This window comes from Flavobacterium sp. SOK18b (genome assembly GCF_014156605.1).
GTDB classification, from domain to species: domain Bacteria; phylum Bacteroidota; class Bacteroidia; order Flavobacteriales; family Flavobacteriaceae; genus Flavobacterium; species Flavobacterium tiangeerense.
This window is the reverse complement of sequence record NZ_QKNZ01000004.1, coordinates 1-21,340: the sequence shown is the minus strand read 5'-3', so window position 1 is coordinate 21,340 and position 21,340 is coordinate 1. Positions and strand designations below refer to the sequence as shown.

General features: G+C 32.8%; 22 protein-coding genes. 16 read left to right on the top strand and 6 right to left on the bottom strand.

What is annotated here, in order from left to right; all coding sequences use genetic code 11:
* Positions 1-83 precede the first annotated feature (83 nt).
* Together DNC80_RS00815 and DNC80_RS00810 are read right to left on the bottom strand one after the other, a co-directional pair.
* On the bottom strand, positions 84-692 hold the full coding sequence (locus tag DNC80_RS00815; protein WP_182648413.1) for a hypothetical protein: 609 nt from the start codon (positions 690-692) through the stop codon (positions 84-86).
* The gene (locus DNC80_RS00810) at positions 689-1,192 is read right to left on the bottom strand and encodes an RNA polymerase sigma factor (RefSeq protein WP_144892825.1); all 504 of its coding nucleotides are present in this window, start codon (positions 1,190-1,192) and stop codon (positions 689-691) included. The genes DNC80_RS00815 and DNC80_RS00810 overlap by 4 nt, the downstream gene beginning before the upstream one ends.
* 130 nt (positions 1,193-1,322) lie before the next feature.
* On the opposite strand from DNC80_RS00810, the gene DNC80_RS00805 reads away from it, so the two are divergent.
* The 12 genes from DNC80_RS00805 (at position 1,323) to DNC80_RS00750 (ending at position 10,286) form a co-directional block, all read left to right on the top strand.
* Positions 1,323-2,534, top strand: a complete 1,212-nt coding sequence (locus DNC80_RS00805; protein ID WP_182648411.1) for a glycosyltransferase family 2 protein — start codon at positions 1,323-1,325, stop codon at positions 2,532-2,534.
* A gap of 84 nt (positions 2,535-2,618) precedes the next feature.
* A complete protein-coding gene (locus DNC80_RS00800) occupies positions 2,619-3,926 on the top strand; it encodes a dihydrolipoamide acetyltransferase family protein (RefSeq protein WP_182648410.1) in 1,308 nt (435 codons plus the stop codon).
* Between the two features lie 140 nt (positions 3,927-4,066).
* On the top strand, positions 4,067-4,843 hold the full coding sequence (locus DNC80_RS00795; RefSeq protein WP_182648408.1) for a 3'-5' exonuclease: 777 nt from the start codon (positions 4,067-4,069) through the stop codon (positions 4,841-4,843).
* Between the two features lie 39 nt (positions 4,844-4,882).
* The gene (locus DNC80_RS00790) at positions 4,883-5,494 is read left to right on the top strand and encodes a fumarylacetoacetate hydrolase family protein (protein ID WP_144892819.1); all 612 of its coding nucleotides are present in this window, start codon (positions 4,883-4,885) and stop codon (positions 5,492-5,494) included.
* Positions 5,494-5,838: an Hpt domain-containing protein gene (locus DNC80_RS00785; protein WP_144892818.1), complete on the top strand. Its 345-nt coding sequence runs from the start codon at positions 5,494-5,496 to the stop codon at positions 5,836-5,838. The genes DNC80_RS00790 and DNC80_RS00785 overlap by 1 nt, the downstream gene beginning before the upstream one ends.
* Before the next feature lie 149 nt (positions 5,839-5,987).
* Positions 5,988-7,238, top strand: coding sequence for a CinA family nicotinamide mononucleotide deamidase-related protein (locus DNC80_RS00780; RefSeq protein WP_182648406.1), 1,251 nt, complete (start codon positions 5,988-5,990; stop codon positions 7,236-7,238).
* A 75-nt stretch (positions 7,239-7,313) separates the two neighbouring features.
* A complete protein-coding gene (rpmB, locus tag DNC80_RS00775) occupies positions 7,314-7,550 on the top strand; it encodes a 50S ribosomal protein L28 (protein WP_024980263.1) in 237 nt (78 codons plus the stop codon).
* A gap of 27 nt (positions 7,551-7,577) precedes the next feature.
* Positions 7,578-7,760, top strand: coding sequence for a 50S ribosomal protein L33 (gene rpmG, locus DNC80_RS00770; RefSeq protein ID WP_007805817.1), 183 nt, complete (start codon positions 7,578-7,580; stop codon positions 7,758-7,760).
* 71 nt (positions 7,761-7,831) lie between these two features.
* Positions 7,832-7,984 (top strand): DUF4295 domain-containing protein, encoded by a 153-nt coding sequence (locus tag DNC80_RS00765; protein ID WP_082014152.1) that lies wholly within the window; start codon positions 7,832-7,834, stop codon positions 7,982-7,984.
* Between the two features lie 125 nt (positions 7,985-8,109).
* Positions 8,110-9,063, top strand: coding sequence for a signal recognition particle-docking protein FtsY (gene ftsY, locus DNC80_RS00760; protein WP_182648404.1), 954 nt, complete (start codon positions 8,110-8,112; stop codon positions 9,061-9,063).
* A gap of 505 nt (positions 9,064-9,568) precedes the next feature.
* A complete protein-coding gene (locus tag DNC80_RS00755; protein WP_182648402.1) occupies positions 9,569-10,009 on the top strand; it encodes a hypothetical protein in 441 nt (146 codons plus the stop codon).
* A complete protein-coding gene (locus DNC80_RS00750; RefSeq protein ID WP_144892810.1) occupies positions 9,990-10,286 on the top strand; it encodes a DUF721 domain-containing protein in 297 nt (98 codons plus the stop codon). The genes DNC80_RS00755 and DNC80_RS00750 overlap by 20 nt, the downstream gene beginning before the upstream one ends.
* Before the next feature lie 117 nt (positions 10,287-10,403).
* On the opposite strand, the gene DNC80_RS00745 is transcribed toward DNC80_RS00750, so the two are convergent.
* From DNC80_RS00745 to bshC, 3 genes are all read right to left on the bottom strand, one after another.
* On the bottom strand, positions 10,404-10,823 hold the full coding sequence (locus DNC80_RS00745; protein ID WP_072941331.1) for a nucleoside-diphosphate kinase: 420 nt from the start codon (positions 10,821-10,823) through the stop codon (positions 10,404-10,406).
* 119 nt (positions 10,824-10,942) lie between these two features.
* The gene (locus DNC80_RS00740) at positions 10,943-12,214 is read right to left on the bottom strand and encodes an acyltransferase family protein (protein WP_182648400.1); all 1,272 of its coding nucleotides are present in this window, start codon (positions 12,212-12,214) and stop codon (positions 10,943-10,945) included.
* A gap of 16 nt (positions 12,215-12,230) precedes the next feature.
* The gene (bshC, locus tag DNC80_RS00735) at positions 12,231-13,823 is read right to left on the bottom strand and encodes a bacillithiol biosynthesis cysteine-adding enzyme BshC (protein WP_182648398.1); all 1,593 of its coding nucleotides are present in this window, start codon (positions 13,821-13,823) and stop codon (positions 12,231-12,233) included.
* A 140-nt stretch (positions 13,824-13,963) separates the two neighbouring features.
* Between bshC and DNC80_RS00730 the strand changes: the two genes are divergently transcribed.
* The 4 genes from DNC80_RS00730 to DNC80_RS00715 all read left to right on the top strand — a co-directional run bounded on the left by DNC80_RS00730 (position 13,964) and on the right by DNC80_RS00715 (position 19,941).
* Positions 13,964-16,162, top strand: a complete 2,199-nt coding sequence (locus DNC80_RS00730; protein WP_182648397.1) for a radical SAM protein — start codon at positions 13,964-13,966, stop codon at positions 16,160-16,162.
* Positions 16,163-16,264: 102 nt separating this feature from the next.
* On the top strand, positions 16,265-16,750 hold the full coding sequence (locus tag DNC80_RS00725) for an acetyl-CoA carboxylase biotin carboxyl carrier protein subunit (protein WP_182648395.1): 486 nt from the start codon (positions 16,265-16,267) through the stop codon (positions 16,748-16,750).
* A gap of 104 nt (positions 16,751-16,854) precedes the next feature.
* Positions 16,855-18,294, top strand: a complete 1,440-nt coding sequence (accC, locus tag DNC80_RS00720; RefSeq protein ID WP_182648393.1) for an acetyl-CoA carboxylase biotin carboxylase subunit — start codon at positions 16,855-16,857, stop codon at positions 18,292-18,294.
* Positions 18,295-18,399: 105 nt separating this feature from the next.
* Entirely contained in the window at positions 18,400-19,941 is a 1,542-nt protein-coding gene (locus DNC80_RS00715; protein WP_158728879.1) for an acyl-CoA carboxylase subunit beta, read from the top strand.
* A gap of 537 nt (positions 19,942-20,478) precedes the next feature.
* Here DNC80_RS00715 and DNC80_RS00710 read toward each other — a convergent pair.
* Complete coding sequence (locus DNC80_RS00710) at positions 20,479-20,958, bottom strand: hypothetical protein (protein ID WP_182648391.1); 480 nt, start codon at positions 20,956-20,958, stop codon at positions 20,479-20,481.
* Between the last annotated feature and the right edge of the window lie 382 nt (positions 20,959-21,340).

Below are 21,340 nucleotides of genomic sequence, written 5' to 3'. Positions count from 1 at the left end.
GTTGAAGTTGAAGCAAGTAAAATTTGCTTGTGTTGTTTCTGTTTTATTTTAAATGTGATAATTTTAGATAGTAATTTGATTTTTTACAAGTCAATTTTTTTTAATTCGCTGTAATTTTTGCTTAATCTGGATAAGAAAGTGCCGTAAACTAACTTATAAAAGCACCAAATAAAGCCCATTAAAAATAATCCAAAAACAAGTACCACCATAATATTTGAGGTGTCTAAAACGTCCGCATTTGTGTTTGCGTCTTTCATGCCTTCATTGAAACCTTGCAAGCCAACGTAAGTACCTGTTAGTCCACCAAAAATGATATTCCAAAAAATGTAGTACGTAACTACTTTTCTTGTTTTTAATATCTTTTTAATTAAATCTTTGGCCGAATTTAAAGTTGAAATGGATTTGTAATTTTTGTAGAACAGGATTATAAAACCAAAAATCACAACGTAATTAATGATTTCTAGAGTTTTTATTATGGGGTGTGCAATTACAAAAGCATCATATTCTTTGCTGCTTATAAAAATTGATATCCCATTTAAAATAAAAAATTCTAAGATACTTACAATTAGTATCCACTTCACTAATGAAGATGATTTTTTATGAATCATCACATAAATGTCGTTTGTAGAGACTTGTTCAAAAGTATTTCCTTCTTTTTGCCAGTCTTTTTTGAGTAAATCCAGTTCTTTCATGCTTCTAATGGATTTAATATTTTTTTTAATTTACCTTTTATTCTATTCATTTTTACTCTTGCGTTAACTTCGCTAATTCCCAATGTTTCAGATATTTCTTGGTAGTCTTTGTCTTCAAGATACATGAAGATCAATGCTTTTTCAATATCATTTAATTGATAAACCGCTTTGTACATTAATTTTAATTGTTCTTCCTCTTCATAATCATATTCTACATCATTAAGAAAATGTTGTCTGCCTTCAAACTCCACAGTACTTATGGAACGTTTTGTTTTTCGATATAAAGTGATTGCTGTGTTTAAGGCCACGCGATAAGCCCAAGTAGAAAATTTGCTGTCTCCTCTAAATTTAGGGAAAGCTTTCCATAACTGAATCGTAATTTCTTGGAACAAATCTTTATGCGCATCTTCACCATTAGTATACAATCTACAAATCTTGTGGATTATATTCTGGTTTTCTTGCAAAAGTTGCACAAAAGTCTGTTCTAGTTTTTCACTCATAATTACGTTAGTGGAGAGTTAATGGTTTTTGTTACACAAAATATGTTTTTTGTCGTCAAATTTTATACTAGCAATATTGATAAATAATATTCAAGTTTCTATTATTTGTTTTTCTCTGTACATTTGTCACATGTTACTATCTGTTATTATTCTTAATTACAATGTTCGGTACTTTCTAGAGCTTTGTTTAATCAGTGTTCAAAAAGCAATTGAAGGTATTGATGCCGAGATAATTGTGGTTGATAATAATTCTGTCGATGATAGTTGCACAATGGTATTGCAACGATTTCCATCAGTAAAATTAATTCAAAACAACACAAATGTAGGTTTTCCAAAAGGAAATAATATAGGAGTCGATCATGCTTCAGGAGAGTATGTCTGTATTCTAAATCCAGACACGGTTGTGGCCGAAGATACTTTTTGTAAAATATTAAATTTTGCTAAAACGCAAGACAAATTAGGTATTGTAGGTTGCAAGCTAATTGATGGTTCTGGTGGTTTTCTTCCAGAGAGTAAGCGCGGAGTTCCCACTCCTTTTGTGGCTTTTACAAAGATTGCGGGTCTCTATAAACTTTTTCCTAAATCTAAAATCTTAGGCAAGTATTATGCAAATCATTTACAGGTTGATGAAACCGGGAAAGTGGATGTTTTAGTGGGTGCTTTTATGCTTTTAAAACGAAAGTTGTACCTAGAATTAGGTGGATTTGACGAAGCTTGTTTTATGTATTCTGATGATATTGATTTGTCTTACATGGCGCTAAAAGGGGGGTATAATAATTATTACTTTGGTGTAACTACTGTTATTCATTATAAAGGAGAAAGTACTCATAAAGATGGCTTGTATATGAGGCGATTTTCAGAGGCGATGCACTTTTTTTACAAAAAACACTTCAGCGCTTCGAAATCTAAGTTTAAAATTAACGAACTTTTGTTTGCTTTTTTTATGAAAATAGGGGTTTCTCTATTTACAATATACAAGACTATTCAAGGCAATTCATTATTCCAGAAAACAAAAAAGATAATTTCTCCGAAATATATTTTGTTTTCCAATGATCAAAGTTTACTTCAAAAAATGGAACGCTCGTTGCAAAAAAAAGTAAAATTTCACCATTGGAAAACAGAAAAAATGCTACTTTCGTCAATAGTGAAAGAGGAAACTAATGTTGAAATTATTCTTGACAATGAATTTATATCTTTTAAGGATTGTATCGCTATTCAGGAATCTTCAAAGAAAGAGGGATTTAACCAACGAATAACTTTTAAAATTAAGCCAAAAGCTACCGATTTTTTAATAGGAAGTAATAATAGTACATCACGTGGTGAGGTAGTTAAAATGACGTAAAAAATTATATTTAATGTAATTTATATTTGAAATATTTAGTAATTTCGCAAACTGAAAATCAATATCACCTTTTAGGTTAATAATATGGCAAGATATGAATTAAAACTTCCAAAAATGGGAGAAAGCGTTGCAGAAGCAACTATTACCAACTGGTTAAAAGAAGTTGGAGACAAGATTGAAGCTGATGAAGCGGTACTAGAGATTGCTACTGATAAAGTAGATAGTGAGGTACCAAGTGAGGTTTCAGGAGTTCTTGTAGAACAACTTTTTGGAAAAGATGATTTAGTACAAGTAGGTCAAACCATTGCAATCATTGAAACAGAAGGTACTGATGGTGGAAGTACTGAAGCAGCAGTTGCTACACCTGTGGCAGCTACTTCAATTGAAAAAGAAGTTGAGGCTGTGAAAAATACCATTGCTGCGCCAGTAGATTTTTCTAATTCAGAAAAATTCTTATCGCCGCTTGTTAAAAATATTGCAAAAGAAGAAGGTGTTTCTCTCGTTGAGCTTGAATCTATTACAGGTACTGGAAAAGAAGGTAGAGTTACTAAAAATGACATTCTAGATTATGTGAAAAATAGAGGCAACCAGCAAGTAGTTGCTACACCGGCTCCAGTTGTAGAGAAAGTTATTCCTGCTGCGGTGTCTATAGCTCAAAAAGCGGTGCCAGTTTCTGTAAACGGTGGTGATGAAGTTATTGAAATGGACCGTATGCGAAAGTTGATTTCGGGTTATATGGTAGCTTCAGTTCAAACATCAGCGCATGTACAATCTTTTATAGAGGTGGATGTTACGAATATTGTAAAATGGAGAGAGAAAAATAAAAACGTATTTGAAAAACGCGAAGGTGAAAAGCTTACTTATACTCCTATATTTATGGAGGCTGTGGCCAAAGCTTTAAAAGATTTTCCAGGTATGAATATTTCTGTTGATGGAGATTACATCATCAAGAAAAAGAATATAAACTTAGGAATGGCTGCTGCCTTACCAAATGGTAACTTGATTGTTCCGGTCATTAAAAATGCTGATCAGTTAAATTTAGTAGGAATGGCAAAAGCGGTAAACGATTTAGGGAACCGTGCAAAAATGGGTAAATTAAAACCAGATGATACTCAAGGTGGTACCTATACAGTTACTAATGTAGGGACTTTTGGAAGTGTTTTTGGTACACCAATTATAAACCAGCCACAAGTAGGTATTCTTGCCCTTGGAGCTATTCGTAAAGTACCCGCTGTTATTGAAACTCCTGAAGGTGACTTTATAGGTATTCGTCAAAAAATGTTTTTATCACACAGCTATGATCATAGAGTAGTTGATGGTGCATTAGGAGGTAGTTTTGTAAAACGTGTAGCTGAATATTTAGAGGCTTTTGATGCTGATAGAGCTGTTTAAATTACTTAAATCATAATTGAAACCCCTGATTGATATAAAAGTCTATCAGGGGTTTTATTTTTTATTCTGCTTTTATTAGTCTTTGTTTAGCTTTGGAATTAACTCCAAATTTTTATATTTGTCACATTCAAAAACAAAAAATGGAACTAAAACTTAATAAACCAATTTGCTTTTTCGATCTTGAAACTACTGGAATTGATATTGGAAAAGACCGAATTGTAGAAATATCAATATTCAAAGTCTTTCCCAACGGGAACAAGGAAAGTAAAACGTGGCTCGTAAATCCTACTATTCCTATTCCGGCACAAACTACAGCGGTTCATGGAATTACTGATGAAAAAGTGGCTAATGAGCCTACTTTTAATGAACTGGCATCACAAGTGTACAACATGATTAAAGACAGCGATTTGGCTGGCTTCAATTCTGACCGTTTTGATATTCCTTTATTAGCCGAAGAATTACTTCGTGCAGGAGTAGATTTTGATATGAAAAATAGAGTTTCAGTTGATGTGCAAACTGTTTTTCATAAAATGGAAGAGCGTACTCTAAGTGCTGCATTAAAGTTTTACTGTGGTAAAAATCTTGAAAATGCCCATTCAGCTGAAGCAGATACCATGGCTACTTATGAGATTTTAAAAGCGCAATTAGACCGTTATCCAGAACTTGAAAATGATATGAAATCATTGTCTGAATTTACAACTCGGAAGAAAATTGCAGATTTTGCTGGGATGATTGCATTTGATAAAGACAATGAAGAGATTTTTACCTTTGGAAAACATAAAGGTGTCAAAGTAGAAAAGGTGTTAGAAACAGAGCCAGGCTATTTTAGTTGGATTCAAAATGCTGATTTCCCTTTGTATACCAAGAAAGTTTTAACGGCGATTAAACTTCGAAAACTGAACAATAAATTAAGCTAATTTTTGAATCTTTCAATCATTAAATTTTTTAATTAAGAAATGAAAATAATCTGTATCGGTAGAAATTATACCAATCATATCGCAGAGTTGCATAATGAAAAGCCATCGGAGCCTGTTGTTTTTTTAAAACCAGATTCGGCTATTTTATTAAAACAACATCCTTTTGTTATTCCTGAATTTTCAAATGATGTGCATCATGAAATCGAGTTGATTGTTAAAATTAGTAAGGTTGGTAAATACATTGAACCTAAGTTTGCTCATAAATATTATGATGAAATAAGTGTTGGGATTGATTTTACAGCACGTGATTTACAGGAGAAATTAAAGTCAAAAGGATTGCCATGGGAAAAAGCAAAGGCATTTGATGGTTCTGCTGTTTTAGGGGATTTTTTACCTAAAAGTCAATTTTCTTCATTAGAAAATATTACATTTGAACTTCTTAAAAATGGAAAATCAGTTCAAAAAGGAGATTCAAGCTTGATGCTTTGGAAGATTGATGAATTGGTGTCTTACGTTTCGCAGTTTTTTACACTTAAAATTGGCGACGTAATTTTTACAGGAACTCCAGAAGGAGTAGCAGCTGTAAATCAAGATGACGTTTTAGAGGGATTTTTAGAAGGACAACAACTATTTAGAATACAAGTAAAATAATGGCTATACATTACAATCTATCAAAAGTGTACGCACTTTCAGATAATGACCCAGAATTTGTCAATGAAATATTGACTTTGTTTGTTACCGAAGTTCCAGAAGATTTATTGCAAATTAAAGAAGGTATCAAAAAGAAAGATCACAAGCATGCTTATGCATATGCACACAAGATAAAGCCAACTCTGGATTTAATGGGAATGAATGTTGCTTTTGAAGAAATTTTACAAATTGAAGCTTGGACAAAAGCCGAAGGGAAAAAGAAGGATATAAAAGAGACTTTTAAAAGTGTTAAAAACCAAGTCAATGATGCGGTGAAAGAAATCAAAAAAGATTTTGATGTTTAAATATTATTATAAAAAGAAGTGACCTTTTCGGGTCGCTTTTTTTATAAACAATATCTGTAAAGTTGTATTTTTATTCCGAAACAATGTAATGATAAAATGGTACTGGTTCTTAAAATCCAATACGATAATTATATAATTAAAATTTACTAATGAAAGCAACCATAGTTACAATAGGTGACGAAATATTAATTGGTCAAATTACAGATACTAATTCGGGATTTATAGCTAAGGCTCTAGATAGAATTGGAATCGAAACAATAGAAATGTTATCTATAAGTGATGATAAAAACCATATTTTACAAACCTTGTCAAGATTGCAAAATACTGTTGATTTTGTCTTGCTTACGGGAGGGTTAGGGCCTACAAAAGATGATATTACAAAGAAAACTTTTTGTGATTACTTTGAAGATGAATTAATAGTTAATCAAGATGTTGAAAAGCATGTTGTAGCGCTTATTGAACGGGTTATGAATAGGCCAGCTTCACAAGTAAACAAAGATCAAGCTCTAGTTCCATCAAAATGTATTGTGTTGCATAATGAAGTAGGTACGGCACCCGGGATGTGGATTAAAAAAGAAAATACAGTTTACATTTCACTTCCAGGAGTTCCTTATGAAATGAAATATTTGGTTGAACATGGGATAATTCCAAAGATTGTACAAGAGTATAAGCGTCCTTACATTATCCACAAAACTATTTTGACATACGGACAAGGTGAAAGTGTAGTAGCGGAGCGAATAGAGGAATGGGAAAATGCATTGCCTGCCTATATAAAATTAGCTTACTTGCCGGCACCAGGAAGAGTGCGTTTGAGGTTGACAGCGCGCGGTACAGATAAAGAAATTCTAGAAGCAGCTATTCAAGAAAATGTAAGCACGGTAAGTGAAATTATAAAAGATATTATTGTAGGTTTTGATGATGATGAAACGCTGGAAGTTGTTCTGGGATCTCTACTTACAAAGCATAATAAAACAATTGCAACTGCCGAGAGTTGTACCGGAGGTAAGATTGCACAAGTGCTAACGGCAGCAGCGGGAGCATCTAAATACTTTAAAGGTGGCGTGGTTACTTATGATACGCAAGCCAAAATTGATGTTTTGGGAGTTTCAAAACAAGATATAGAAAACCATTCGGTGGTAAGTAAAGAAGTAGTCTCTGCTATGGCTTCAAGTGTAAAATCCATCATGAAAACAGATTATGCAATTGCTACAACTGGAAACGCTGGACCCTTAAAAGGAGATTCAGATGTTGAAATTGGAACTGTTTTTATAGCAATAGCTACGCCAAGTGAAATAATTGTTGAGGAATTTAATTTTGGCCAACCCCGTGAAAAAGTGATAGATAGGGCTGTAATAAAAAGTTTAGAGCTAGTGTATAAAGAAATTTTGAAAATTGTATAAAATTATTGTTGGTTAATAGGTTTATTTTTCTTTTCTTTGCACCCTGATTTTGATTAACGATAAAAGATAAGTATAATGTCAAGAGTTTGTGACCTTACAGGTAAAAGAGCGATGGTAGGAAATAACGTTTCTCACGCTATGAACAAAACTAAGAGAAAATTTTCTGTGAACTTAGTTAAAAAGCGTTTTTATCTTCCAGAAGAAGATAGATGGATTACTCTAAGAGTAGCTGCATCTACGATAAAAACAATTAATAAAAATGGAATTGCTGCTGTTTTGAAAAAAGCACAGTCAGAAGGATTTATTAAATAATCCGTTCCACAATAAATATATAGCAAGATGGCAAAGAAAGGTAATAGAATCCAAGTAATTTTAGAATGTACAGAACACAAAACAACTGGTGTTGCAGGTACTTCAAGATACATCACTACTAAGAACAAAAAAAACACACCAGATAGATTAGAGATTAAGAAATTTAATCCAATCTTGAAACGTGTAACTGTTCACAAAGAAATTAAGTAATAATTACAAATTTTATAAGGTTAAAATGTTTACGTTTCAAACCTAATTAAAATTTAAATAACATTTGAATCATGGCAAAGAAAACCGTAGCATCGTTACAAACATCTTCTAAGAGATTATCAAAAGCCATCAAAATGGTGAAATCTCCAAAAACAGGTGCATATACATTCGTAGAATCTATTATGACTCCTGAAGCTGTTGATGAGTTCTTGAAAAAGAAATAATTTACAGAGATAATATATAGAAAAGCTACTTTCATTCGGAAGTAGCTTTTTTATTTTCTATATTTACCCCGAAAAAAAACCAAGTGTTTTTTAAGACTTATAGTTCATTTTATACCCTACTTACAATGAGTTTTTTTAAAAAGATATTTTCATCAGAGAAAAAAGAGATACTAGATAAAGGTTTAGAAAAGTCAAAAACAAATTTCTTTTCAAAACTTACTAAGGCTGTTGCAGGAAAGTCTAAAGTAGATGATGAAGTTCTAGATAATCTAGAAGAAATTCTTGTTGCCTCTGATGTAGGAGTAAGTACTACGTTGAAAATCATTACTAGAATTGAAAAGCGAGTTGCGTCAGATAAATATTTAGGTATTTCTGAGTTGAATCAAATATTGAGAGAAGAAATAGCTGGCTTACTTTCTGAAACCAATACGGGCGAATCATCAGAGTTTATAATTCCCGTTGATGTTAAACCTTATGTTATTATGGTGGTTGGTGTAAATGGAGTAGGGAAAACGACAACAATTGGTAAATTAGCATATCAATTCAAAAAGCAAGGATATAATGTAGTTTTGGGTGCTGCAGATACGTTTCGTGCCGCTGCGATAGATCAATTGCAAATTTGGGCAGATCGTGTTGGCGTTCCAATTGTGAGACAAGAAATGGGAAGTGATCCAGCATCGGTGGCTTTTGATACTTTGCAATCAGCGGTGGCTCAAAAAGCAGATATTGTTATTATTGATACAGCAGGACGTTTACACAATAAAATCAATTTGATGAATGAATTGTCTAAGGTGAAGCGTGTAATGCAAAAAGTGGTTGCCGATGCACCACATGATGTTTTATTAGTTCTTGATGGATCTACTGGACAAAATGCTTTTGAACAAGCAAAACAATTTACTGCTGCAACAGAAGTGAGTTGTTTAGCAGTTACTAAACTTGATGGTACTGCAAAAGGTGGTGTTGTTATCGGAATTTCTGATCAGTTTCAAATTCCAGTAAAATATATAGGAGTAGGTGAAGGTATTGAGGATCTTCAAGTTTTTAACAAATTGGAGTTTGTAGATAGTTTTTTCAAATAAATTGTTACTATGAATTTTTCTTCTATCAAAAACATGCCACCGCTATACTTTTATCTGATTAGTGTGTTGTGCTTTGTTGTAGCTAATCTTATTCGGGGGCAGTTCATCAGTTTGTATTATTTTTTGATTTTGGTGGGTTTGGCTTTTTTTGTGGCTGGCTTTTTGATTCGAATAAAGTCTAAGTAATACTTGATTTTTATTTGGTGATCGGGAAACTAAAACCTGAATTCAAAACAAGATGTGACGGATATATTTCGAGTTTTCTTATTTTTTAAGCGAATTGAACTAGTATCTTTTTATAAGTCTTTGTTGTATTGACAAAGCTATCGATACGTTTTTTTTATTTTTGGTTGGGATTTTACAACCCAACTACACAATTACAATTATAGTAGAATGGTCTAGCCCTGATGGAAGCGGCATCCTTTTTCTTGATACTACTGACGAAGGAAGGTAGCAAGAAAAAGATACAGCGGACAGCAGGAAATAGCTCCTAAAAAAAATAGATATGAAAAAGGTAGTTGGTTTTTTTGTTCTCATCTTGGTATTTTTGTCATGTAAGCAAAATATTAAAACCGAAGATGTTGCTCTGTTAAATGGATATTGGGAGGTTAAAAAAGTTGTTTTTGACTCTATTGAGGATAAGGAGTATAGGATGAATGAGGTTTACGATTATTTTAGGATTGTAAAAGACAAAGGGATTAGAAAAAAAGTGATGCCACAACTTGATGGTACTTTTTTAGTGAATGATGTAGAGGAAAAAGTAGCTGTGCGCTATGAGGATGACCGTGTTTTTATAGACTACACAACGCCTTATATGAAATGGAGTGAGGAAATTATAGCCTTAACAAATGAAGAGCTGGTGCTTTTGAATAAAGACAAAACGGAATACCACTATAAAAGAGCAACAGCAATAAACTTGATGGGTGATGGCAAAGAGATTAAATAATCAGAGTACTATAGGGGATGTTTTGAAACAAATAATCCAAGTGAATAAGTTGCAACCTGGCATGGATCAAATTGATGTGAAAGATGCTTGGAAAAATCTTATGGGGAATGGTGTGAACAGTTATACGAACAATGTAGTTTTGAAAGGAAGTACGCTGTATGTAGAGTTGACTTCATCTGTTTTGCGAGAGGAATTAAGTCACGGAAAGTCTAAAATCATCAAAATGATTAATGAGGAATTAAGACGGGATGTGGTGAAAGATGTGGTTTTGAGATAGTGTAAATTCACAGTGTTTAGTTTTCAATGAGATTGCAAATAAAAAATCCCGTTTCAATTATGAAACGGGATTTTCTGTTTTTATATGTCACTGTTTACTGTGACTGAAAACTGAATACTAGAATTGCTCTCTTCCAGCAAAATGGAAAGCACCTTCAATAGCTGCATTTTCATCGCTATCAGAACCGTGAACTGCATTTTCTCCAATAGAAGTTGCGTATGCTTTACGGATAGTTCCTTCAGCAGCTTCAGCTGGGTTTGTAGCTCCAATTAAAGTTCTGAAATCTTCAACAGCATTGTCTTTTTCTAAAATTGCAGCAACGATTGGTCCTCTTGACATGAATTCAACTAATTCACCGTAAAAAGGTCTTGCAGCGTGAACAGCATAAAATGCTTGAGCATCAGCAACAGTAAGTTGTGTTAATTTTAAAGAAACGATTTTAAATCCTGCATTTGTAATCATTGCTAAAATGTTTCCGATGTGTCCATTAGCAACAGCATCAGGCTTGATCATTGTAAATGTTCTATTAGTAGCCATTTTTTTGTTTTTTTAAGTTTTTCGAATTGGCTGCAAAAGTAAACTTTTTTATGTGTTTATTTTAATAAAACACCAATTAAAAGGAGTTTGTTTAAGATTAATCAGGTCTTTTTTTTAAATTAAACCTTAAAGATTAATTGATGTTTATAAAATAGTCTTAAAATGAAAGACCAAATAGTTACATAGATCAAAGCTCCGGCTAAGGAAGCCGTCATAGGATTATTAAAAACAGGTGCAATCCAAAAATGATACAAATAATTTTGAAGATTAATTTGTTCAGAAGGGATTTCTGGATTTTGAAATTGAATCATTTCTAATGCTTGTGGAATTATTTCAGAAAAGAAGAATACAATCATTGGATTTACTCCCCAAACAAGAAGCAGTTTTGTCCAATTTTTATAGTTAGCAACATCAATTGCATAATAGAAAATAGTTAACGAAAGTGTTGCTATGCCAGATGTGTATAAAACAAAAGAACTCGTCCAGAGTGACTTATTTAAAGGAAATACGATGCTCCATAAAAGCCCAAGAATAATAAGAATAATTCCCGCAATTCCCATTTTTTTTACAATTTCCAGTTTAGGTATTGGACGATTGAGTAATTGACCTATCAGTAATCCTATTATTCCTGAGGCTATTGCAGGAATTGTACTTAGAATTCCTTCTGGATCCCACGTTTTTGTAACCGCCCACACATGATTTTTTAAAAAGATACTGTCCATCCAAGATGCCAAATTAGTTTCTTTATCAAGATTTGCTAATCCAATTCCTGGAACCGGAATCAATGTCATTATTGCCCAATATGCCAGTAAAATTGTTGATGCTACTATAATTTGCGTTTTAAGCCTTGTTTTTAAATATAAAAGTGATATTACAAAATATACAATTCCAATGCGCTGTAAAACTCCCGGTAACCTGACGTCTTGATAAGCTTCAATTCCACTATATGCTAAACATAAAAATGTAACAAATATACCAATAGCTAAATACGTTTTTACTCTTGCATTGAAACTGCCCATGAGTGCATAACCCACGCTAATTGTTATGATTATTCGTCCTATTAATAAGGGAATACCGTCTAGTCCAAAAAGTTGTATTTTCCCAAAAAAATTAAAAAACATTCCTAAACAGAACATTCGTAAGGAGCGAATTAGTATTTTATTAAAGGTTGTGCTGTCAAAATTTTTTGTAGGCATTGCAAATGAAACCGCTACGCCCATTATAAAAATAAAAAAGGGAAAAACTAAATCTGTAGGAGTACAACCATTCCAATCTGAGTGTAATAAAGGAGGATAAACAGTTGCCCAGCTTCCTGGATTATTGACAATAGTCATCAATAAAATAGTAAATCCTCTAAATACATCCAGTGAAATTAGGCGTTCTTTTATCATTTATTTATTGTTTTTCTTAAGGAAATTTAATTATATTAAAATTAGATTGCAATGGTTTCAGCATTTGAATCAATTGCGGAATTAAATTCTCACCATATTCAAGGTAAAATTCTGAAAAATTATTTTGTCGTTCCTGTAAACTTTGATTTGGGAAAAGTTCGTTTTGTAAATCGGTAATGCGCTGTAAAACATCACTCAAAGTTCTTTTTTGAGCTTTTAGTAAACGTTTTTCTAGGTTTTCTAATCCTTTTATTTGTTTGGCCTCCTGAGCTTTTAGAGCTCCCATAAAAGATTGATCGGTTTTTGTGGCAAGTTGATGAAGCGAATCAAATTGTTGTTTTAATTGCTCTTTTAAATCTTTTAAATCAATTTGAATCTCTGATAATTCTTTAGTTTTATTGTTTCTTAAGTCGTTTTGTTTTGAAAACAAGTCGGACCAACTCAAGTTTAATTGATCTGCTTTTTTAGCTTGTTTTTCGGTTGCTAATAAAACAGAATTCCTTAGTAGAAGCATTGGAAAAGTAATTTTTGCAGCAGCAAAAAAAGATTTGAGTTCTAACCAATAGGCAATTTCTCCGCCTCCGCCAATGTAGCAAAGATTTGGTAGAATTACTTCTTGATATAAGGGTCTCATAATTACATTTGGACTGAATTTTTCTGGATTATTTTCTAAAAGGGATAGTATTTCTGTTTCAGAAAACTCTAGTTTAGTGTGGTTTATTTTGTATTTATTGTTTTCAAAGATGATGCGTTCCCGGATGTTATCTTCAATATAAAACAGATTTATTTCTCTCGGATTTACCTGAATGGTGTACTCTTTTAATTTTTCAGCAGTTTCGAGCACTAATTTATGAGAAGTTTGGTGTAGTAATTCTTCTTTGATGTATGGAATAAAGCTGCGTTTTAGGTCAGAATTATCGGCATCGATTATTACCAATCCAAAATTCCCAAATAGTGCATTGGCTAAAAACCGAGTGGCATCGGCGAGATTATCGTGTTTGAGATAAGAAGCTTCAAATAGTTTTTTGAGTGTATTAGCATTTATACTAGAACCTAATTCAAGTGAATATACTTCAAGGAAATCGGCTAAGCCTTCAGTAGATAATCTACCCACAGGTCCTGAGCTTTCTTTGTTCCAACGGAATTTTTTACCTTTAAAATTGAAATAATTGATTTCTTCAAAATCATGATCCTCGGTTGCCATCCAGTAAATAGGGACAAAATTGTATGTTGGATATTTCGCTTTTAATTCTGTTGTTAAATTAATTGTCGAAATGATTTTATACAAAAAATACAATGGTCCGCTGAATAAATTCAGTTGATGACCAGTTGTAACAGTGAATGTATTTGAATTATTTAAAGATTCAATATTTTGTTTAGTCAAAACGGAAGTTTCAACTTTTAAATATTGTTTTTGTAAAGTAGAAACTAAAATGGATCTGTTGCTATTGTCGAAATTATTTTGCTTTTCAAGAATTTGCTCTTCAAAGTTTTCAAGATTTGGAAATCTATTGTACAGGGTATCTAAATTGTTTTTTTGATCTAAATAATCGTTCATCAAGGTAGAGAAATATCCGGAATTTTGATAGCTGATACAGTCGGTTGGCATGTTTTGAGTTTCTAAATTTGTCGCTAAAGTAATAAAAAGTAAAGTTAGTTAATTTTGGTTTAAGATATGTTTAGGAAAAGTCTATTTTTAAATGACAAAGAATCCATTTTTAACCTTTATTTTTGCATAAAAAATTCCACTTGAAAACAAAACTTTTCCTAATCACGCCGCCTTTTACGCAATTGAATACACCTTATCCGGCAACTGCGTATATTAAAGGGTTTCTGAATACCAAAAACATTGGGTCTGTTCAAGCAGATTTGGGTATCGAAGTGATTTTGAAATTATTTTCGAAAGATGGATTACAAAGGTTGTTTGAAGTTGCTAGTTTAAAATTTGGAGTTGAAGAAATCTCAGATAATGCAAAGCGTATTTATGCTTTGCAAGAAGAATATCTTAAAACAATTAACCCTGTTATTGCTTTTTTACAAGGAAAAAATCCAACTTTAGCACTTCAAATTTGTCAAGAAGATTTTCTGCCAGAGGCTTCTCGATTTACACAATTAGAAGAACTCGATTGGGCTTTTGGAACAATGGGAACGCAGGACAAAGCGAAACATCTAGCCACCTTGTATCTCGAAGATATTTCGGATTTTATCGTGGAATGTGTAGATGCTAATTTTGGTTTCAGTCGTTATGCGGAACGGTTGGGTCGAAGTGCAAGTTCATTTGACGAGCTATACGAAGCTTTACAAAGTGAGCCAACTTATATTGACGGAATATTAATTTCGATTCTAAAAGAGCGAATCGAAGCTATTCAGCCTACTTTATTCCTGATTTCGGTACCGTTTCCAGGGAATTTATACGCTGCGTTTCGATCTGCACAATGGGTGAAAAAGAATTATCCCAATATTAAAATTTCAATGGGCGGCGGTTTTCCAAATACGGAATTACGTTCACTCTCGGATGCGCGTGTTTTTGAATTCTTTGATTTTATTACTTTGGATGATGGAGAAATGCCAATTGACGAGTTAATTCATTCCATTGAAAATCCAAATTACAATACCTACAAACGAACTTTTTTATTAGAAAACGGAAAAGTAGTTTATAAAAATAACTCTGCTAAACCTGATTACAAGCAATCACAAGTAGGCACACCTGATTATTCAGATTTACTTTTGGATAAATACATTTCGGTTATTGAAATTGTGAATCCCATGCACCGTATGTGGAGTGATGGTCGCTGGAATAAACTCACCATGGCGCACGGATGTTATTGGGGAAAATGTACGTTTTGTGATATTTCATTAGATTATATCAAAATTTACGAACCCGTTGCTGCTAATCTATTGTGTGATCGAATGGAGGAAATGATAGCCCAAACAGGGGAAACAGGTTTTCATTTCGTTGACGAAGCAGCTCCGCCAGCATTAATGCGTGCTCTGGCATTGGAAATCTTGCGTCGAAAATTAGCGGTCACTTGGTGGACTAATATTCGATTTGAAAAGAGTTTTACTGAGGATTTATGTTTGCTACTAAAAGCCTCTGGTTGTATAGCGGTATCTGGTGGTCTAGAAGTAGCCTCAGATCGATTATTAAAATTAATAGACAAAGGCGTAACGGTTGAACAAGTGGCTCGTGTAACCCGAAATTTCACCCAAGCTGGTGTCATGGTACACGCCTATTTAATGTATGGTTACCCCACACAAACCATTCAAGAAACTATTGATAGCTTAGAAATGGTGCGTCAATTATTTGAAGTAGGTATTTTACAATCGGGATTTTGGCATCAGTTTGCCATGACAGCACACAGTCCTGTAGGCTTGTACCCAGAGCAATTTGGAGTTAAAAAAAACACAGAAAGCATAGGGACATTTGCTAACAATGATATTGATTATACTGATGCTACTGGAATAAATCACGACAAGTTTAGTTTTGGACTTAAAAAATCACTTTATAATTACATGCACGGAATTTGTTTTGAATACGATCTTCAGGATTGGTTTGAATTTAAGATTCCAAAAACAAAAATTCAATCTGATTTTATTGTTAACGCTATTGAAAATGAAGAAACTTTCAATATAAAACCCACTGCCAAAATTGTTTGGCTAGGAGGAAAGCCGTTAGTGGATCATTTTACAAAATCTAAGAAAGGAAATTCATGGGAAATGACTACACTTACTTTTCATGATAAAAAAGAGCCTTTTAGTATTCTTACCAATAAAAACGAGGGTGAATGGTTGGTGAAAACTTTGGAAAAAATATCCGTTTTCAATGTTAAAAATTATACTTTTCAGGAATTAAAAGCAGATTTTGAACTAAGTCTGGAAGATTTTGAATTGTTTTGGTACTCAAAGCCTATTAAAACATTAAGAGAATATAAGTTGTTAGTACTTTAAGTTTTTTTCAATAAACTATATCTAATTAGCATAAAACTTTTATTTTTCGATTACGAAAACGTTTTCTTTTACTTATTTTTACAACACTAAAATAAGAAGCAAATGAGTATTGATTATAAAGTTACTGTAAACGACACTTTTCATTTTGATTTGGATAGCGAGCGCGTTGCAAAAGTTGATGCTGTAAGTATCGAAAAAAATAATTTTCATATTCTTCATGAAAATGTAGCCTTTAAAGCAGAAATTCTATCTGCTGATTTTCATCAAAAAAAATATACCGTAAAGGTAAATAGCAACACCTATACTGTTGCAATTTCTAGCCCGCTGGATAGTTTGATAAAAGAAATGGGTTTTGAAACAGGACTTTCAAAACAAGTAAATTTTATCAAGGCGCCTATGCCTGGTTTGATTTTAGAAATCAATGTAGTTGTAGGGCAAACAGTGAAAGAAAATGATAATTTGATTATTCTAGGTGCCATGAAAATGGAAAATAGCTTTCTTTCACCGCGCGAAGGTGTTATTAAAAGCATTTCTGTACAAACAGGTGATGCTGTAGATAAAGGTCAGTTATTAATTGAATTTGAATAATAAAATACGGCTAATTCGCAAATTGAAATTAAAACGTTGAACATTTCAGTGCAATACATTTTAAGAGAGTAAAATTTGCGAATCTGCGGTTTAAAAGATATAAAATGAAAAAAATATTAGTTGCTAATAGAGGTGAAATTGCTATTCGAGTGATGAAAACTGCTCAAAAGATGGGGATTAAAACAGTGGCAGTTTTTTCTACAGTTGATAGAAATGCGCCACATGTGAAATTTGCTGACGAAGCGGTTTGTATAGGAGAAGCACCTTCAAGTGAGTCGTATTTGCTTGGAAATAAAATTATTGAAGTTGCTAAAAGCTTAAATGTAGACGCCATACATCCTGGCTATGGATTTTTAAGTGAAAATGCTGATTTTGCCGAAGAGTGCGAAAAAAACAACATTATTTTTATTGGTCCAAAGTCTAGAGCCATCAAAATTATGGGAAGTAAACTAGCAGCCAAAGAGGCTGTAAAGCAATATAACATTCCTATGGTTCCTGGTTTTGATGAAGCTATTACCGATGTTGAAAAAGCAAAGTTGATAGCAAAGGAAGTTGGTTTTCCAATTCTAATTAAAGCATCTGCTGGAGGTGGAGGAAAAGGTATGCGTGTGGTAGAAAGCGAAGCTGATTTTGAATCGCAAATGGATCGCGCTATCAGTGAAGCAATTGCCGCTTTTGGTGATGGATCTGTATTTATTGAAAAATACGTGGGTTCTCCTAGACATATTGAAATTCAAGTAATGGCTGACAGTCATGGTAATGTGTTGTATTTGTTTGAAAGAGAATGTAGTATTCAACGCCGCCATCAAAAAGTAATTGAAGAGGCTCCTTCATCAGTTTTAAGTCCTGAATTGCGACAAAAAATGGGTGAAGCTGCCGTATTAGTCGCAAAGTCTTGCGATTATTTAGGTGCGGGTACTGTCGAATTTTTATTGGATGAAAATAACAATTTTTATTTCCTTGAAATGAACACGCGCTTGCAAGTGGAACACCCTGTGACCGAGATTATAACGGGAACTGATCTTGTAGAATTACAAATAAGAGTTGCCAGGGGCGAAGCATTAGCCATGAAACAAGAAGATCTTAAAATCAAGGGTCATGCCGTAGAATTGCGTGTGTATGCCGAAGACCCGATGAATGATTTTCTGCCAAGTGTGGGTCATTTAGAGGTATATCAATTGCCTGTTGGCGAAGGTGTTCGTGTGGATAATGGTTTTGAACAGGGTATGGATATTCCTATTTATTACGATCCAATGTTGGCTAAATTAATTGCTTTTGGTGAAACTCGTGAAGAAGCAATTCAAATTATGATCAAGGCTATTGAAAACTATCATGTTGAGGGTGTTCAAACGACCTTAGCTTTCGGAAAATTTGTTTTTGAACATGAGGCTTTTCGTTCTGGGAATTTTGATACTCATTTTGTTAAGAAATATTACAATGCTGAAGTTTTGAAACAACAAATGGAACAAGAAGCTAAAATTGCTGCTATGGTAGCTCTAAAGCACTATTTTGAAGACCAGAAAATAATACGCTTGTTGAATTAAACTATTTTTTATCCATTATTAAGAAATAGCTAAGTCAAGCCTTTTTTTAAGGAAACTCAATTATTCTGGGGTCTTTAATAAAATTAGCTTAAAAAAAAGAAAAACATGAAAGACAAAATAAATATTTTAAACGAAAAAATTGCCGAAGCTCATTTGGGTGGAGGTAAAAATAGAATTGCAAAACAACATTCTAATAAAAAGCTTACGGCAAGAGAGCGAATCGAGTATTTGCTGGATGAAAATTCTTTTGAAGAAATAGGAATGTTAGTAACACATCGTACCACTGATTTCGGAATGGAAAAAGAACAGTATTATGGGGATGGAGTTATTACAGGCTACGGAACCATTAATGAAAGATTAGTATATGTTTTTGCTCAAGATTTTACGGTTTTTGGAGGTTCATTGTCTGAAACTCATGCCGAAAAAATATGCAAAGTAATGGACATGGCTGTTAAAATGGGTGCGCCTATGATTGGTCTAAATGATTCAGGAGGTGCGCGTATACAAGAAGGAGTGAGATCATTAGGTGGATATGCCGATATTTTTTATAGAAACGTACAAGCCAGCGGTGTAATTCCTCAAATATCGGCTATTATGGGTCCTTGTGCTGGTGGAGCGGTGTACTCTCCTGCCATGACCGACTTTACGATGATGGTTGAAGATACCAGTTACATGTTTGTTACAGGGCCTAATGTGGTTAAAACTGTGACAAATGAAACAGTAACTTCAGAGGAATTGGGTGGTGCAAGTTCACATTCAACTAAATCTGGTGTGGCTCATATTACATCAACTAATGATGTAGCGTGTTTAGATGATTTAAAACAATTATTAAGCTATTTGCCGCAGTGTAACAAAGAAAAAGCAGCTGATTTGCCTTATACACTTAATGACGAATATCGAGATAAATTGACCTCAATACTTCCTGATAATCCTAATAAACCGTATGATATGCACTCGGTTATAAGTGAAATTATTGATGAAGATTCCTTTTTTGAAATTCATAAAAATTATGCCGAAAATATAATTGTGGGATTTGCTAGATTAGCGGGTCGCAGTATAGGTATTATTGCAAATCAACCTATGGTTCTTGCAGGATGTCTGGATGTGAATAGTTCTAAAAAAGCGGCGCGTTTTACTCGTTTTTGTGATGCTTTTAATATTCCGCTTTTAGTACTTGTAGATGTGCCTGGATTTTTACCAGGAACTGATCAAGAGTGGAACGGAATTATAGTTCATGGTGCAAAATTACTATATGCATTAAGTGAAGCTACGGTGCCAAAAGTTACTGTTATTACCAGAAAAGCTTATGGAGGTGCTTATGATGTGATGAACTCCAAGCACATAGGTGCAGATATGAATTTTGCTTGGCCAACTGCCGAAATTGCTGTTATGGGAGCAAAAGGAGCTTCGGAAATTATTTTCAAAAAGGAAATTAATGAAGCTGATGATCAAGAAGCTAAACTGTTAGAAAAAGAAGCAGAATACGCTGATTTATTTGCAAATCCATACACAGCTGCACAACGAGGTTTTATTGACGAAGTGATTCTTCCACAAGATACCAGACGAAAGTTGATAAAATCATATAGCATGCTTGAAAATAAGGTAAGTGTTACGCCAGTAAGAAAACACGGGAATATTCCTTTGTAATTTTCAATAAATTAAAAAAGTATTAACCACCAGAAATGGTGGTTTTTTTATTTGTAAAAGACATTTAGGTAATAGCTACTTTGTTTTAATTGTATCAAATTATTTTATGTATTGAACAAGATTTTTAAATCAGTCGATTGGTTACTCAAGAAATTATAGAGTAAACTTTTGGGGCTTTATCTTGAGCGATTAAAATGGGTAATCATTAGGTTACCTAAATATTAGTAAATAGAAATGCTGTGGTTTATCAGCATCAATTTTGATATCAGAGAGCTTTAAAGTTAAAATTGGTATAAAAATTTAGAGTGGGGAAATATTTAAAACTCATTATATAATATGTCATTTGGAGGTGTAAAAAATATCTTGTAATAGAAAGTAATTAAAAAAAAATTACACTACCTGAATTTATGAATAGTAAGTCAATTACTTTAAGATATTGCTTTTCTAATTTTTTTAAAAAAACAACAACTATCAAGAGGCCTACATTGATAAAATAAATTAATTCCTGATTGTTTGTTTAATTCTTGGTGTTGTAAATCAATATGAAAACATTTTTGCTTTTAGATTTTTTGAGTCATACGAAATCATAACTATAAACGGATATCCTTTTGCAGCAGCGTGCTGTTTTAATCTTTTAACAGCTTTATCTTTAAAATCTTGATTTGTTTCTCCTTTAGTTTTACCTAGGAAACTGCTTGTAAATCCAATTTCTTTAAGTCCTTCTGCCTGGTTTGGTTCTAATAATACAACTTTGTTGTAATCTTCTTTGCTACTAAGGATGATTTTGTTTGAAATCATTTTTACATCAGAATTTGATTTTTCTTTAATCTGTGCTATTGCAAATTTACTCATGCTTTTTTCTTCTTGATTTCCTTGACTGTTGAAAAAAACTTGATTGTTAGCAACTTTAATAAAATTTATATCTATTTTTTTACCATCATGTTTTATGAGTTCATGAGTTTGGGCCTGAATAATCATACTCAAAAATAGCGTTAATAGGATAAATATGTTTTTCATTGATATAATTTTTTTGTAATTATTAAAGGGGAAAAATGATAGTACTGTTCTAATTTTTTTAAAATATTTTAATAAAATGTCAAGTTTAATAATGTACTCGGAGATTTTAAAATCCTGAATGTCAAGTAAAATAAATTCTCTAATAATTTGATTTTTACGATTTTATTTACTTTTTCAATGATGCCTCTATGGATTGCTTCAAGTAATAATAGATGCAATTTTTTAATAATTGAAAGCGCCTATAACGAGTTGAAAAATAGACTTCTTAATTTTGTTTTATTATTTAAAGTTAATAAAAAGGATATGAAATTATTTTAAAATTTTCATAAAAAAATAGCTTCTTTAGATTAAAGTTCATTTGGTATTTTAAAAATTGCATTAT

Coding starts and splice junctions, on each gene's coding strand:
- DNC80_RS00815 (WP_182648413.1), bottom strand. CDS start 692: ATGAAAGAACTGGATTTACTCAAAAAAGACTGGCAAAAAGAAGGAAAT.
- DNC80_RS00810 (WP_144892825.1), bottom strand. CDS start 1,192: ATGAGTGAAAAACTAGAACAGACTTTTGTGCAACTTTTGCAAGAAAAC.
- DNC80_RS00805 (WP_182648411.1), top strand. CDS start 1,323: ATGTTACTATCTGTTATTATTCTTAATTACAATGTTCGGTACTTTCTA.
- DNC80_RS00800 (WP_182648410.1), top strand. CDS start 2,619: ATGGCAAGATATGAATTAAAACTTCCAAAAATGGGAGAAAGCGTTGCA.
- DNC80_RS00795 (WP_182648408.1), top strand. CDS start 4,067: ATGGAACTAAAACTTAATAAACCAATTTGCTTTTTCGATCTTGAAACT.
- DNC80_RS00790 (WP_144892819.1), top strand. CDS start 4,883: ATGAAAATAATCTGTATCGGTAGAAATTATACCAATCATATCGCAGAG.
- DNC80_RS00785 (WP_144892818.1), top strand. CDS start 5,494: ATGGCTATACATTACAATCTATCAAAAGTGTACGCACTTTCAGATAAT.
- DNC80_RS00780 (WP_182648406.1), top strand. CDS start 5,988: ATGAAAGCAACCATAGTTACAATAGGTGACGAAATATTAATTGGTCAA.
- rpmB (WP_024980263.1), top strand. CDS start 7,314: ATGTCAAGAGTTTGTGACCTTACAGGTAAAAGAGCGATGGTAGGAAAT.
- rpmG (WP_007805817.1), top strand. CDS start 7,578: ATGGCAAAGAAAGGTAATAGAATCCAAGTAATTTTAGAATGTACAGAA.
- DNC80_RS00765 (WP_082014152.1), top strand. CDS start 7,832: ATGGCAAAGAAAACCGTAGCATCGTTACAAACATCTTCTAAGAGATTA.
- ftsY (WP_182648404.1), top strand. CDS start 8,110: ATGAGTTTTTTTAAAAAGATATTTTCATCAGAGAAAAAAGAGATACTA.
- DNC80_RS00755 (WP_182648402.1), top strand. CDS start 9,569: ATGAAAAAGGTAGTTGGTTTTTTTGTTCTCATCTTGGTATTTTTGTCA.
- DNC80_RS00750 (WP_144892810.1), top strand. CDS start 9,990: ATGGCAAAGAGATTAAATAATCAGAGTACTATAGGGGATGTTTTGAAA.
- DNC80_RS00745 (WP_072941331.1), bottom strand. CDS start 10,823: ATGGCTACTAATAGAACATTTACAATGATCAAGCCTGATGCTGTTGCT.
- DNC80_RS00740 (WP_182648400.1), bottom strand. CDS start 12,214: ATGATAAAAGAACGCCTAATTTCACTGGATGTATTTAGAGGATTTACT.
- bshC (WP_182648398.1), bottom strand. CDS start 13,823: ATGCCAACCGACTGTATCAGCTATCAAAATTCCGGATATTTCTCTACC.
- DNC80_RS00725 (WP_182648395.1), top strand. CDS start 16,265: ATGAGTATTGATTATAAAGTTACTGTAAACGACACTTTTCATTTTGAT.
- accC (WP_182648393.1), top strand. CDS start 16,855: ATGAAAAAAATATTAGTTGCTAATAGAGGTGAAATTGCTATTCGAGTG.
- DNC80_RS00715 (WP_158728879.1), top strand. CDS start 18,400: ATGAAAGACAAAATAAATATTTTAAACGAAAAAATTGCCGAAGCTCAT.
- DNC80_RS00710 (WP_182648391.1), bottom strand. CDS start 20,958: ATGAAAAACATATTTATCCTATTAACGCTATTTTTGAGTATGATTATT.